A 12,964-nucleotide genomic window follows, 5' to 3' on the forward strand; every position below is an offset into this window, starting at 1 on the left:
TGTTGATTTTCAAAAGCATATCTCTTTTGAAATATCAGTAACAAGTAGACCATAAAAGACTTGCGGCTATTTGTTTGTCAGATATTATCCCGTATACGCTCTTGAAAATCACAGACGTTACCAGGTTTAGTTTTGACTGAAACTTACCTTAGAACAATCCTAAAGTTAAGGATTTATCTAATGGAAGTGCAGCACCCACACCTAGCCACAGGGTAACAAGAGTACCAAAAAGAAATACTGTTGTTGCGACAGGACGACGGAAGGGGTTTTGGAACTTATTGACGTTTTCCAAGAAGGGAACAAGAATTAGTCCCAAGGGTACAGAAGCCATTGCTAACACACCTAATAGTTTACTAGGTAGTGAGCGCAGAATTTGGAACACAGGGTATAAATACCACTCTGGTAAAATTTCTAAGGGAGTAGCAAAAGGATTAGCTGGTTCACCTATCATAGCGGGATCTAGAGTTGCTAGAGCCACAATACAGGCAAAAGAACCCATGATTACCACAGGAAATATATACAGCAAATCGTTAGGCCAAGCTGGTTCACCATAGTAGTTATGACCCATGCCTTGGGCAAGTTTAGCTCTTAATTGAGGATCGCTCAGATCCGGCTTTTTTTGTGTTGACATTTGGGAATGCGCTCTCCAGCTTGAAGTTAAGTTAAAGCATTGGTGAAAGCTATCAGCTATACAGGCACTTTGCAGCTTTCAACTAGCTCAATTTTCAGATAGTAGTGGTTGTCTACAACTTACAAGTTATTTTTTCTCAGTTTAAAACAAACTACGATGATCTGGAAACTGAGTTATGCCTGTTTGCTAATAACTTTGATTACAAAGGTCCAGAAATACCTTGTTTGCGAATCATCAAGAAGTGGAACAACATGAAGACGGCAATTAACCAAGGGAGAACGAATGTGTGGGCGCTATAGTAGCGAGTGAGTGTAGCTTGACCAACACTAGAACCACCACGTAATAAATCGGAGATCAGAACGCCGACTACGGGAATTGCTTCTGGTACACCACTAACAATTTTTACAGCCCAATAACCAACTTGATCCCAAGGTAGAGAGTAGCCGGTTACACCGAAGGAAACTGTGATTACTGCGAGGATGACACCACTTACCCAAGTCAATTCGCGGGGCTTTTTGAAACCACCTGTTAGGTAAACGCGGAAGGTGTGCAGAATCATCATCAATACCATCATGCTGGCAGACCAGCGGTGAATGGAGCGAATTAGCCAACCAAAGTTGACTTCATTCATGATGTACTCTACGGAGGAGAAAGCTTCGGCGACTGTAGGCTTGTAGTAGAATGTCATCGCAAATCCAGTGGCGAACTGGATCAGGAAGCAAACTAGGGTAATTCCACCCAAGCAGTAGAAGATGTTAACGTGGGGAGGAACGTATTTGGTGGTGATATCATCAGCAATCTCTTGGAGATCCAAGCGTTCCTCAAACCAGTCATAAACGTTGGCCATACAATCCTAAGTTCCTAAAAATAGATTGCGGTTGATAAGTTTTGTTATGCGAAGCTTAGTCATGACCGACTATTCAACTAACCTCAGTTAGAGGGTTCGCTTCTCGCTTCATCCAAAAGCACTATGCTTTTACTTGTCCACGAGCGTAGATTTGGGTGTAACTCACCCTATTTTCGAGAAATCTTCCTGTCTCTAGTCTTTGCCAGTCAACTTTAACAATGTTGACTCCAAAGAAGATTTTATCGTTGATCAGGAAAAAGTTGGATTAACAACTTTATGAGAAGAATGCACTTCTTCTATAAAAAAAGTAACATAGTCGAGAGATAGATTTCATCAACAACTGAGCATCATAGAAAGTTTTAGGGAATTTGAGTCTGAGATGGAACTGAAAATAGGGTTGATTAACAAGCGGGTTGGGCGGCTAGGATGTTCACTATTATTGCTTTTTTCCTTGGTGTTTGGAGCATATATTTCTCCCGCTTCAGCTTTGACACAAGAACAGAAGCTGGTTTATGAAGTGTGGCGAATTGTTAATCGCTCTTATCTAGATGGTACTTTTAACCATCAAAGCTGGATTGATGTACGACAAAAGGCGCTGAAAAATCATTTTGCTAACCAGGAAGATGCTTATGCAACTATTCAGGAGATGCTTAAAAGTCTGGATGATCCTTTTACTCGTTTTCTTGAACCTGAAAAATATCGCAGTTTGCAAGTTAGCACTTCTGGAGAACTGACAGGTGTGGGTTTACAAATTGCTCTCAATCCCCAAACTGGTGGTTTGGAAGTAATTACGCCTATTGAGGATTCTCCAGCTCAAAAAGCCGGTTTAAAGCCACGCGATCGCATTTTGCAAATTGAGGGTTTATCTACAGAGAATCTGACTCTTGATGAGGCTGCGGCGCGAATGCGTGGACCTATTGGCAGCGTTGTCACTCTCTTAATTGGCCGGGAAGGCGAACAAGATCAAGAAGTGATCTTGGTGCGCGATCGCATTGCTCTTAATCCTGTTATATCTGACTTGCGATTATCCCCTCAAGGTAACAAGATTGGTTATCTCGCCTTGAGTCAATTTAATGCTAATGCTGTGACGGAGTTGGCACACGCTATTTCTATTTTAGAAAAAAATGGCGCTTCTGCCTATATTCTTGATTTAAGAAATAATCCCGGTGGACTCTTACAAGCTGGAATTGAAGTGGCTCGTCTTTGGTTAGATTCTGGCACAATTGTTTACACTGTCAATCGTCAAGGCATTCAGGGGACTTATGAAGCCTTTGGACCAGCCCTTACAAAAGATCCTTTGGTGATTCTAGTCAATCAAGGAACTGCCAGTTCTAGTGAAATTCTAGCCGGTGCATTACAAGATAATCATCGCGCCCAGTTAGTAGGCGAAACTACTTATGGTAAGGGTTTAATTCAATCTTTGTTTGAATTATCCGATGGTTCTGGTTTGGCAGTCACAATTGCTAAATATGAAACTCCCAACCATCGAGATATTAATAAATTGGGAATCAAGCCAGATCAAATAATCCCCCAACAATCCATCAAGCGTGAGCAAATCGGCACAGAAGCAGATGCTCAATATCAAGCAGCTATGGAACTGTTAAATAATTGACAATTGATAATTGACAATTGATAATTGACAATTACAAGATTGGTTGCATTTCTCGCAAAGTTGCTAAATTCAAGTTTGTGATTTTTTGGTAAGCTTGATCTATACAGGGTTTACCTCTGAGGTAGCCTGTATTAGCTCCTGGACAAATGTAATATAGAGTTTCTGGTGTCAAGCGATCGCACACCAATTGAATGCTTTTAAGTTGTCTTGTCCAATGAAAAGTTTTAGAAGTGCGTAGTGGCACAGGTTCACCAGACTGGTTAGGAAGTAAATGCCGCCCAGAAAATAATACGCCGTCAAATTCACGATAGTATAAACAAGAAGAGCCTGGAGAATGGCCTGGTGTCCAAATTATTTGTGTTGTGGCATTGAGAGTGAACTCATCTGTAAAAGTGGTGACAGTTAAACCAGGCAATAAATAAGCTTCTTGTTCTTGAATCAGAATTTCGCAATTTAAGATTTGCTGATATTCTGCGGCTTTGCCAATAGCACCACGATGGCTGAGAAAAAACCACCTGACTCCCCCATGTAAAGACAAAAAATCCTGGTTTATCTGTTCTAAAGCTGGGCAATCTATGAGAATATTCCCTTCATTTGTCACAATGAAGTAAGAAGTCCCTCCTAAAGTGTCCCGATTAGGTGGAAAAGCAAAAATACTGTGGGGTGTCAAATTTAGAGGGTTTTCCTCTGTAGATGTACTTTTTGAAAATATCAACCGTGGTGCTTTAGTCTTATGACTAGACTGTTGAGACATAAATGAAAAAGGAGTCAGAATACAGCATACAAAATTCAGAATACTCTACCCAGCAAGGGATCGAGTTTTAGCAAGGAAGAATCTTTGAAAGATAGTGAAATAACATGGCATTTTGGTTTCTCCTCGTCTTGGGGTTATTGACTTATTTGATGATGCAACACAGTGTTGCTCGGTCTACGAGAACCCCTGTATGGTTATTGTGGCTGGTTCTCATGACACCAGCATTTATATTGACTGGTTGGACGCTTGTATATGGCATCAAACAAGCTCCCCCTTCAATATTAATTCTCTGGGTATCAGTGGTTTGTTTATTGTTATATTGGCTATTGTTTTATTGGGGGCGGCAATTACCTGTAGATCCACAAAACCAATCTGAAGCAAATCAATCACAATCAAATGTTAGTTCTACAGCAGAACCAGTAGCAGTCCGTCCGATTCAGTTAGCAGAAGAAACTCAACTACGAAATTGTTTTCCCTGGTCTATATATTTTATTCAAAATATCGAGTATCGCCCCCAAGCAGTAATTTGTCGGGGACAGTTGCGAACTATGGCTAGTGCTGCTTACCAGCAGATTAAAGATAATATTGAAAGAGAATTTGGCGATCGCTTTTTAGTCATATTTCAAGAAGGAACAAATGGTAAACCTTTCTTTGTTTTAGTCCCCAATCCTCAAGCGGCTAAACAAAATAATCAACGCGATGCGGAAAAGATTACTAAGCCAGGATTAGCATTACTATTGTTAGTAGCAACTTTGTTCAGCACTACTTTAGTAGGATTGAGAATTGCCGGTTTTCAAGTCACACAACTAGAAGCTGATTTCACGTTATTTTTTCAGGGTTTACCATACTCTTTAGGATTAATTACTATTTTAGGAACTCATGAATTAGGTCATTATTTAACAGCAAAATTCTATAAAATTCGCGCCACATTGCCTTATTTTATTCCTGTACCTTTTTTCTTAGGAACATTTGGTGCTTTCATTAAAATGCGTAGTCCCATACCTCATCGCAAAGCTTTATTTGATGTGAGTATTGCTGGACCACTGGCGGGATTTATTGTGACTATACCTTTATTACTATGGGGTTTAGCTCATTCGGAAATAGTAGCTTTACCGGAAAAAATCGGAATGTTAAACCCCAATGCACTTAATCCCAAATATTCAATTTTATTAGCTATACTCTCAAAGTTAGCTTTGGGAAGTGAATTAACAGTAAAATCTGCTATTGATTTACATCCAGTTGCAGTTGCAGGTTTCTTAGGATTAATTGTTACAGCCTTGAATTTGATGCCTGTAGGACAATTAGATGGGGGTCACATTGTTCATGCTATGTTTGGACAACGTACCGCTGTTGTTATTGGTCAAATTTCCAGATTGTTATTACTAATGCTTTCGTTTATCAGAGAGGAATTTTTATTGTGGGCAATTATCTTATTATTCGTTCCCCTCATTGATGAACCTGCTTTAAACGATGTCACAGAATTAGATAATAAACGGGATTTACTGGGATTAATGTCAATGGTTTTGTTGTTATTAATTATATTGCCATTACCCCAAGCTTTAGCTCGTTTTTTGCATATTTAATAAGTTTTAACTGACTTTATATTAATGGCAATTTCCCACTAATTTTATTATTAAAGCCGTAGATTTGCCGACTACCGACTAGGGGAATTAGTGCAACTTCTTTTTCATCTCCTGGTTCAAATCTCACTGCTGTACCCGCAGGTATATCCAGACGCATTCCCCTGGCTTGTTCCCGATCAAAAATTAAAGCAGTGTTAACTTCAAAGAAGTGGAAATGTGAACCAATCTGAATTGGTCTATCGCCTGTATTTGCCACAATTAATTTAGTAATTGGACGACCGGCATTTAATTCGATTTCACCAACTGGGGTGATTATTTCTCCAGGAATCATAACTTTTATCCTTTTCACATGAAAATTAACGAATTGGATTATGCACAGTTACTAACTTTGTTCCATCAGGAAAAGTTGCTTCTACCTGGACATCATGAATCATTTCGGGAATACCTTCCATCACATCATCACGAGTTAACAATGTTGTTCCATAACTCATCAAATCTGCTACAGTTTGTCCATCTCTTGCGCCTTCTAAAATAGCAGCAGAAATAAAAGCAATTGCTTCAGGATAATTCAATTTTAACCCTCTATTCTTCCGTCTTTCTGCAACTAAAGCAGCGGTAAAAATTAATAATTTGTCTTTTTCTTGGGGTGTAAGCTGCACGTTTATCTCCTTTAAATTTGCCATACCCTGGGAATACAATTACCACGATTTAGTAAAGATATTCGTAAAATTTGCCAAATATTTGTAAACCAATTTCTGACTTCTGATGTAGAATTACCACGATATCGGCACAAAAATCCAGATTCTAACCGAGTTACCCCAGCGTCAGAGTTTTGAATAATTAAAGAACGGACTTGATCAATGATTTCTTTAGAAACGGGACTTCCTACCCAAACCAAACTACCTAAAACGGGTTTTCCTGCTAATCCGTGAGGACTATGAAATACTGCTTCGCTACCGGAGATAATTTGTCTATCAATCCATAATGGCATCCCATTTTGCCAGATTTCGGTGTGCGATCGCATTTCTCCTTCTAAAAATTTCTCTCCCCTCGCACTGCGTCCAAACCGCATAATCTCCCAGCCTAAATAATTAGCATCTGTCGCTAATTCTACTCGCAAATCTTGACGATAAATTGCCCCATTAAATAAAATCGTTTCTTGGGGTAAATATTCTAAACAAGCATTAGCATCAACTTGAATATTTACAGTTTGTCTAGCTGCTAAACCGTTACTACGATATATTTTCCCAGCAGCAGCCGTAGTAATTACAGCTTGAGTATAGGGTTGGAGGTGAATATCAGAGGATAGGCGATCGCCCCCCACAACACCGCCAGCCGTGTGTAAAATCACGCTATGGCAAACTCCTTGTCCTTCTGGGTAAAAGGGGCGTTGTACCTTAAATGGTGCTTGATTATGGTTATAAATTAACTGGGTAGCATCGTGGCGTTTAGCATAGACTAAGTTAAGTTTTCCATGCCAATTTTGACTGGACTTTGGACTATTAACAATCATTGATAAATGGATAAAGTTTGTCTATCTTCGAGCCAAAATTACGTAATCATCTAAAGCATAGTTCAACTCATGATTAACGATCTGGTATTTTTTTGCAAGTAAACATACAATAGAGGGCGCAGACCCTGCGTCCCTACAGACTTTACGATTTGCTGACTGTATCTTACAAAGAGTACATATCGCTATAGTATTACCAATAATTAATTCCTTCAATTTCGTATTTACTAACGTCTTCAATATCATTACGATATAACTCAAAAGAGCAACACTCACACTTTACTTCAACAGGATAGGAATATTCAATATCAACAGGATACATTCCATTTTCATCATATTCATATTTAAATTCTACCTCTTCATAAATTATCAAAGATTTGATATTGCAAACTGGACAATTAAGAACTTTTAACTCACCATTACTATTAGGAAAGTAATTACCTTTAGCGGCAATTGACGCTTGCTCTTCAACTAATTTAGCGTAATTTTGTGCGTAATTAATTTCCCAAAACATTTTATTATTCCAATAAGGAATATTATAAGTTGCTCTACATAATTCTTTTAATAAAGCAACTTTTTTCCTATCATAATCTTCGTCTTTAAAATGCTTAAGAATTAAAATTAATGGGTCTTTGTCGTAAGGCGTATCTTTATATTTCCATAAATGTAATGATGTTTTGTATTTAGGATGTTTTAAAACATTATTCACAAAAGGTAAAATATATTTTCCAACAAATATATCTAAAGTATCATAATTATAAATTTCCAGTCCTCTATGCCATACACTATTTCTTAAATATACTAATTTCTTAAGTAAAGATTCATAATTTTTTATATCATCTTCATTCCCATCAATATATTTTTTCAACAAACAACTTTCACTTATACTATTCTCCTCTGATTTGTTAATACATGGATATATTAAATATTTGCTTTCATCATATAAAAAACCTTTACATACCAATTCCGCAAAATGCTGAAAATGCAGTATACATTCAATGTATTGCTTATGATATTCTCTATGCTCTAGTTCTACTAAAAAATATTCTTTTGGTATATCTTTAAAAATATCGTTTTCAAGACTATCATTATAATAACAGACATTATCAAATAAACCTTTAAAACAATAATAAGTAGAAAAATAAGCTTTTAAAGCTATGTGTAGCGAAGTTATAGATAATTGAATATCATCTTCACTAAATAAAATATTTTTGTCGTTAAACAAGTTATCAATTTCATTCTTCATTTTTATATTTCCGTTTATTCTGCATATAAATTATCATAGTCTTTGATTTTCTATTCTAAATGCGAAAATTAACTAAGAAATTAACCAATTTTCCAACTGTAAATCTTTAACCCTCGTTAAATCAGAATCGTGAGAAACTAAAATTAAATTATGAATTATCGCAGTAGCAGCTATCAAAATATCTGCATCCTGAATAATTTTACCTCTGTTTGTTAAATCAGCATGAATTTCGGATGCTTTTTCAAAAATTCTCAGATCATCTAAAAACAAAATAGGATAATCTTGACAAAATTGTTGAAACCAAGCCAACTTCTTAGTCGCATTACTTCTTAAAAGTCCTCTTTGAACTTCATAGTAAGTTATGCCACTAATACCGATAAATTCACCTTGACGACGTATTTCTGTAATTTTCAATGCTACTTCAATATTCTGTTTTAGTGATGCTGAAACAATATTCGTATCTAATAAATAACCCATTTAACCACCACGTTTTACAGATTCATCAAAAATTTGCATTTGCTCTGGAGTAAAATCATTTAGCATTCCTGAAACTAAATGTAAAGACAAAATACTTTTAATCCGTTTCGTTAATTCTTCCTGAGAGATACTATTAACATCAGGAACGGCCACAGGATCAAAAGTACGATTAATTACTTCAAGCATTTCCTGTCTATCTAAGTTTTCTTGGTAAAGAGGATTATTGTCAATTAAGGTTTTGACAATTTCGGTTAATTTTTGATAATTAGATTGATGATTAATAATTTGAGTCATAGTTAAACCTCTTCAAAATAATATCTTTGTTAGACAAGCTGAACCCTATTATAACAGCTACAATATCCCTGAAAAAGTAGGAATCAACAAAAAAACAGCCGCCCCCTTGCGGAAGCGGCCATTATTCAAACTAGGAAAAGATTAGATTTTAGTAATCGAAATCTCCGCCACCCATACCAGCACCAGCAGCAGGAGCGCCATCTTTAGGTTCTGGCTTGTCAACAATGATACATTCGGTTGTCAACACCATACCAGCAATAGAAGCAGCGTTTTGCAAAGCAGAACGAGTTACCTTAGCGGGGTCAACAATACCAGCTTCCAACATATCAACGAATTCGTTGGTAGAAGCATTGAAACCAATGTTGAAATCCTTCTCTTTCACTCTTTCAGCAATTACAGCGCCGTTTTGACCAGCGTTTTCGGCAATTCTCTTCAGAGGAGCAGGTAAAGCCCGAACGACGATTAAAGCACCAGTCAACTCTTCATCTTTGAGGTTGCTTTGCGCCCAAACTTCCAATTGAGGAGCGAGGTGAGCCAAGGTTGTACCACCACCGGGAACAATACCTTCTTCAACAGCAGCCTTGGTAGCGTTGATAGCATCTTCCAAACGCAGCTTCTTGTCCTTCATTTCGGTTTCGGTAGCTGCACCAACTTTAACGACAGCTACACCACCGGACAATTTAGCCAAACGCTCTTGGAGCTTTTCTTTGTCGTAGGAAGATTCGGTTTCTTCCATTTGACGACGGATTTGTTCGCAACGAGCTTTCACACCAGCTTCATTACCTTCAGCCACAATGGTGGTGCTGTCTTTGGTGATGGTGATGCGACGAGCTTTACCAAGACTTTCTAGCTTGGTGGTATCTAGTTTCAAACCAGCATCTTCGGTGATCATTTGACCACCGGTGAGAACTGCGATATCTTCTAGCATGGATTTACGGCGATCGCCAAAACCAGGAGCTTTCACAGCAGCCACGTTGAGGACACCGCGTAAACGGTTAACTACCAAAGTAGCCAAAGCTTCTTTTTCGATGTCTTCAGCAATGATTACCAAAGGACGACCGGAACGAGCTACTTGCTCAAGTACAGGAACTAAATCTTGGACTAAAGCAATTTTCTTGTCGGTTAACAAGATGTAAGGCTCATCAAAAACTGTTTCCATCCGCTCTGCATCAGTAGCAAAGTAAGGAGAGATATAGCCTTTATCAAAGCGCATCCCTTCGGTGATTTCCAATTCGGTGGTCATAGACTTCCCTTCTTCTAGGGAAATTACGCCTTCTTTGCCCACCTTGTCCATAGCTTGAGCAATCATGCTACCGACTTCTTCATCGTTACCAGCAGAAATTGCTGCAACTTGAGCGATCGCCTTAGAATCTTCTACAGGACGAGCGTGTTCAGCAATTTTTTCTACTAAAAACGCAGCAGCTTTATCAATACCACGCTTCAATAAAATTGCATTTGCGCCAGCAGCAACGTTCCGCAAGCCTTCTTTAACAATGGCGTGAGCCAAAACAGTAGCTGTGGTTGTACCATCACCCGCAGCGTCATTAGTTTTAGAAGCAGCTTGACGAATTAGAGCTACACCTGTATTTTCGATGTGGTCTTCTAATTCAATTTCTTTAGCGATGGTGACACCATCATTAACAATTTGTGGTGCGCCGAATTTCTTCTCTAGAACTACGTTACGACCTTTAGGACCAAGGGTAACAGCTACAGCTTCAGCCAGAATATCAATACCACGCTCTAGAGCGCGACGGGCGTTTTCGTTGTAAATAATGCGCTTTGCCATATTAAGTCTAAATCCCGGTAATAAATTAAATTTCTCTGAAAATTGGTTAGTGGTGAAGAGGTAATTCGGAAAACTCTTTACCTATCACCCTTCCCCAATTAGCTGACGATCGCTAAAATGTCTTTTTCAGAAAGTAGTACATATTCTTCTGTACCCAATTTGATATCAGTGCCAGCGTACTTGGAGTACAGCACCTTATCGCCAATGTTAATGTCCATGGTTTGACGAGTACCGTCATCATTCCGCTTGCCAGGTCCAACAGCAGCGATTTCGCCAACTTGGGGTTTTTCCTGAGCATTATCGGGCAAATACAAACCGCCGGCGGTCTTTTCTTGGGGGGCGCTTACTTTTATGAAAACGCGATCGCCCAAAGGTTTAACTGTGGAAACGCTTAGAGATACAGCTGCCATACAAAATTTCTTGCTTTCTTAGCACTCTCGACTCATGAGTGCTAATTTAGCTTCATATCGAACCTAATAGCAATCATGGCTTGTGTACGGGTTTCCGAACTTAGGTCAGGGTGGCGATACTTAAGTGCAAATATCCAATTATTTTAGTTGTCAGGGTCTGTTGCGTAAGTAATGAATATTTTGATATGGACAACTTTATTTGCAAAGTTGGGAAATTGTTATAGAACTGTAATCAGGGATCTACTCAATGAGTAACAGCACAGTGATCCACAAACAGTCGTCTTATCCCTAAAACTACTACAGGGAAAAGGGAACAGGAAACAGAAAGTAATTAACAATTACCAATCTGTTGCAAATTAGCTAGTCTAGAACTTAGGAATGCTGTAAACAAAGGCGGGAGAGCGCGATCAACCCATCAGTTACCATACAGTCATTCCCTTAGCATCTTCACAAACCCAGCCAAAAACTTGCGTGTTTGTTGTTCTAGAACGATAATGGTAGTTTACCTAGATGGGGTCTGGTATCGCCAAAAACCCAGAAGTCATTAGAGTAGGTCATCCAAGACCAGTAACCTGGCAATTAGTATGGTGAAAAAATCTGCATTTTTAACCCATTACTAAGCCAAAAACTTCCCCGGTTGATTTTGAGCCTCTGATAGAGGCCTCACATCCGAAGGATAAGTAAAGCAGAAGTAAGCCAATGAAAGCGCGGGTGAGTTTTGAGCTAGGGTCATCTTGAGAAAATACCGACTTGTAAATCACAAGAATGATAATTTAATCAGGGTTTTTTAGCCTGCACCTTTCAAAGGGATATATAATAGCGCATTATAAAGACTACTGCTATACGTATCCTTACTAGACTTTTTCCATCCACTCATGAATCTGTTGAAAGTGACTAGCACTTTTAAGACTTCGGGGCGGTAAAAGTAAGTTAAGTGGGAAAAAAGACAACATCTCCAGTCATCCACCATACAGGATAACTATATCAATACCTTAATGGATCGAAGCGCGACAAGTGCCACTGTTATGAAAGAACCCAGCATGAAAGACCACAAACGACTTCTACTTATTGATGATGACCCTAACCTCATCTTGCTGGTGAAGGATTACTTAGAGTTCCGGGGCTACGAAGTCATCACGGCTGAAAATGGAAGAGAAGCTCTGGATATTTTAGAACATGAAGTTCCAGACATGATCATCTGTGACGTGATGATGCCGGAAATGGACGGATACACTTTTGTGGAACAAGTGCGACAAAATGAACGCACTAGTTGGATTCCAGTCCTCTTCCTGTCAGCTAAGGGTCAAAGTGCCGACCGAGTTAAGGGTCTAAACAAAGGTGCTGACGTATACATGGTCAAGCCCTTTGAACCTGAAGAACTCGTAGCACAAGTAGAATCTTCACTGAAGCAAACTGTTCGTTGGAAAGAACACCAAACTAAAGGCGGCGATAACGGTTCTCGCATCCAAGTTCCTTTCGATGTCCAGTTAACCCCAACCGAACTGAAAGTAGTACAGTTTGTAGCCAGGGGTTTAGCGAACCGAGAAATCGCTGAAGAACTAAATGTTAGTCAGCGTACCGTTGAAAGCCATGTGTCCAATATGTTGGGCAAAACCAATCTCCACAACCGGACTGAATTAGCACGGTGGGCGATTGAAAATCAAATGGCCTAGATAGGTGATAGGTGACAGGTGACAGGTGACAGGTGACAGGTGACAGGTGACAGGTGAACCAGCGCGGTCTTGGGGGTTTCCCCCATGAGCGACTGGTGAACCCGAAGGGTGACAGTGAAGATCAAGATTGATATTCTTTTT

At 39.0% G+C, this 12,964-nt stretch carries 14 protein-coding genes; 3 read left to right on the forward strand and 11 right to left on the reverse strand.

Going from position 1 to position 12,964, the window contains the following annotated elements; all coding sequences use genetic code 11:
• Positions 1 to 148 precede the first annotated feature (148 nt).
• Together petD and petB are read right to left on the reverse strand one after the other, a co-directional pair.
• Complete coding sequence (gene petD / locus FJR04_RS03380; protein WP_168491814.1) at positions 149 to 631, reverse strand: cytochrome b6-f complex subunit IV; 483 nt, start codon at positions 629 to 631, stop codon at positions 149 to 151.
• A gap of 199 nt (positions 632 to 830) precedes the next feature.
• Positions 831 to 1,478 carry a cytochrome b6 gene (gene petB, locus FJR04_RS03385; protein ID WP_168491816.1) on the reverse strand — a complete coding sequence of 216 codons (648 nt, stop codon included), beginning with the start codon at positions 1,476 to 1,478 and terminating at the stop codon, positions 831 to 833.
• 379 nt (positions 1,479 to 1,857) lie between these two features.
• Between petB and ctpA the strand changes: the two genes are divergently transcribed.
• Positions 1,858 to 3,090, forward strand: a complete 1,233-nt coding sequence (gene ctpA, locus FJR04_RS03390) for a carboxyl-terminal processing protease CtpA (protein ID WP_217359209.1) — start codon at positions 1,858 to 1,860, stop codon at positions 3,088 to 3,090.
• Positions 3,091 to 3,121: 31 nt separating this feature from the next.
• Here ctpA and FJR04_RS03395 read toward each other — a convergent pair whose 3' ends face one another.
• Positions 3,122 to 3,844, reverse strand: coding sequence for an MBL fold metallo-hydrolase (locus tag FJR04_RS03395; RefSeq protein ID WP_168491818.1), 723 nt, complete (start codon positions 3,842 to 3,844; stop codon positions 3,122 to 3,124).
• A gap of 104 nt (positions 3,845 to 3,948) precedes the next feature.
• Here FJR04_RS03395 and FJR04_RS03400 point away from each other — a divergent pair, with 104 nt between their 5' ends.
• Positions 3,949 to 5,427 (forward strand): site-2 protease family protein, encoded by a 1,479-nt coding sequence (locus FJR04_RS03400; RefSeq protein WP_168491819.1) that lies wholly within the window; start codon positions 3,949 to 3,951, stop codon positions 5,425 to 5,427.
• Between the two features lie 16 nt (positions 5,428 to 5,443).
• Here FJR04_RS03400 and FJR04_RS03405 read toward each other — a convergent pair whose 3' ends face one another.
• The 8 genes from FJR04_RS03405 to groES form a co-directional block, all read right to left on the reverse strand.
• A complete protein-coding gene (locus FJR04_RS03405; protein WP_168491826.1) occupies positions 5,444 to 5,758 on the reverse strand; it encodes an urease subunit beta in 315 nt (104 codons plus the stop codon).
• Between the two features lie 25 nt (positions 5,759 to 5,783).
• A complete protein-coding gene (gene ureA / locus FJR04_RS03410) occupies positions 5,784 to 6,086 on the reverse strand; it encodes an urease subunit gamma (RefSeq protein WP_168491828.1) in 303 nt (100 codons plus the stop codon).
• A gap of 11 nt (positions 6,087 to 6,097) precedes the next feature.
• The gene (locus FJR04_RS03415; protein ID WP_168491830.1) at positions 6,098 to 6,940 is read right to left on the reverse strand and encodes an urease accessory protein UreD; all 843 of its coding nucleotides are present in this window, start codon (positions 6,938 to 6,940) and stop codon (positions 6,098 to 6,100) included.
• Between the two features lie 190 nt (positions 6,941 to 7,130).
• A complete protein-coding gene (locus FJR04_RS03420) occupies positions 7,131 to 8,183 on the reverse strand; it encodes a hypothetical protein (protein ID WP_168491831.1) in 1,053 nt (350 codons plus the stop codon).
• A gap of 72 nt (positions 8,184 to 8,255) precedes the next feature.
• Positions 8,256 to 8,660 (reverse strand): type II toxin-antitoxin system VapC family toxin, encoded by a 405-nt coding sequence (locus FJR04_RS03425; protein WP_168491832.1) that lies wholly within the window; start codon positions 8,658 to 8,660, stop codon positions 8,256 to 8,258.
• Positions 8,661 to 8,954 (reverse strand): hypothetical protein, encoded by a 294-nt coding sequence (locus FJR04_RS03430; protein ID WP_168491834.1) that lies wholly within the window; start codon positions 8,952 to 8,954, stop codon positions 8,661 to 8,663.
• Positions 8,955 to 9,102: 148 nt separating this feature from the next.
• The gene (gene groL, locus FJR04_RS03435; protein ID WP_168491836.1) at positions 9,103 to 10,740 is read right to left on the reverse strand and encodes a chaperonin GroEL; all 1,638 of its coding nucleotides are present in this window, start codon (positions 10,738 to 10,740) and stop codon (positions 9,103 to 9,105) included.
• A 98-nt stretch (positions 10,741 to 10,838) separates the two neighbouring features.
• Entirely contained in the window at positions 10,839 to 11,150 is a 312-nt protein-coding gene (groES, locus tag FJR04_RS03440; RefSeq protein WP_168491838.1) for a co-chaperone GroES, read from the reverse strand.
• Positions 11,151 to 12,145: 995 nt separating this feature from the next.
• Between groES and FJR04_RS03445 the strand changes: the two genes are divergently transcribed.
• Positions 12,146 to 12,823 carry a response regulator transcription factor gene (locus tag FJR04_RS03445; protein ID WP_168491840.1) on the forward strand — a complete coding sequence of 226 codons (678 nt, stop codon included), beginning with the start codon at positions 12,146 to 12,148 and terminating at the stop codon, positions 12,821 to 12,823.
• The last annotated feature ends 141 nt before the right edge of the window (positions 12,824 to 12,964 follow it).

Origin of the sequence: Anabaena sp. UHCC 0204 (assembly GCF_009711975.1) — a bacterium.
GTDB lineage: Bacteria > Cyanobacteriota > Cyanobacteriia > Cyanobacteriales > Nostocaceae > Dolichospermum.

Bases quoted from the DNA above. Each gene is read 5' to 3' on its own strand.
- FJR04_RS03420 (WP_168491831.1), bottom strand. From the start codon at position 8,183: ATGAAGAATGAAATTGATAACTTGTTTAACGACAAAAATATTTTATTT.
- groES (WP_168491838.1), bottom strand. From the start codon at position 11,150: ATGGCAGCTGTATCTCTAAGCGTTTCCACAGTTAAACCTTTGGGCGAT.
- FJR04_RS03395 (WP_168491818.1), bottom strand. From the start codon at position 3,844: ATGTCTCAACAGTCTAGTCATAAGACTAAAGCACCACGGTTGATATTT.
- petB (WP_168491816.1), bottom strand. From the start codon at position 1,478: ATGGCCAACGTTTATGACTGGTTTGAGGAACGCTTGGATCTCCAAGAG.
- petD (WP_168491814.1), bottom strand. From the start codon at position 631: ATGTCAACACAAAAAAAGCCGGATCTGAGCGATCCTCAATTAAGAGCT.
- FJR04_RS03430 (WP_168491834.1), bottom strand. From the start codon at position 8,954: ATGACTCAAATTATTAATCATCAATCTAATTATCAAAAATTAACCGAA.
- FJR04_RS03425 (WP_168491832.1), bottom strand. From the start codon at position 8,660: ATGGGTTATTTATTAGATACGAATATTGTTTCAGCATCACTAAAACAG.
- FJR04_RS03415 (WP_168491830.1), bottom strand. From the start codon at position 6,940: ATGATTGTTAATAGTCCAAAGTCCAGTCAAAATTGGCATGGAAAACTT.
- FJR04_RS03405 (WP_168491826.1), bottom strand. From the start codon at position 5,758: ATGATTCCTGGAGAAATAATCACCCCAGTTGGTGAAATCGAATTAAAT.
- FJR04_RS03400 (WP_168491819.1), top strand. From the start codon at position 3,949: ATGGCATTTTGGTTTCTCCTCGTCTTGGGGTTATTGACTTATTTGATG.
- groL (WP_168491836.1), bottom strand. From the start codon at position 10,740: ATGGCAAAGCGCATTATTTACAACGAAAACGCCCGTCGCGCTCTAGAG.
- FJR04_RS03445 (WP_168491840.1), top strand. From the start codon at position 12,146: ATGGATCGAAGCGCGACAAGTGCCACTGTTATGAAAGAACCCAGCATG.
- ctpA (WP_217359209.1), top strand. From the start codon at position 1,858: ATGGAACTGAAAATAGGGTTGATTAACAAGCGGGTTGGGCGGCTAGGA.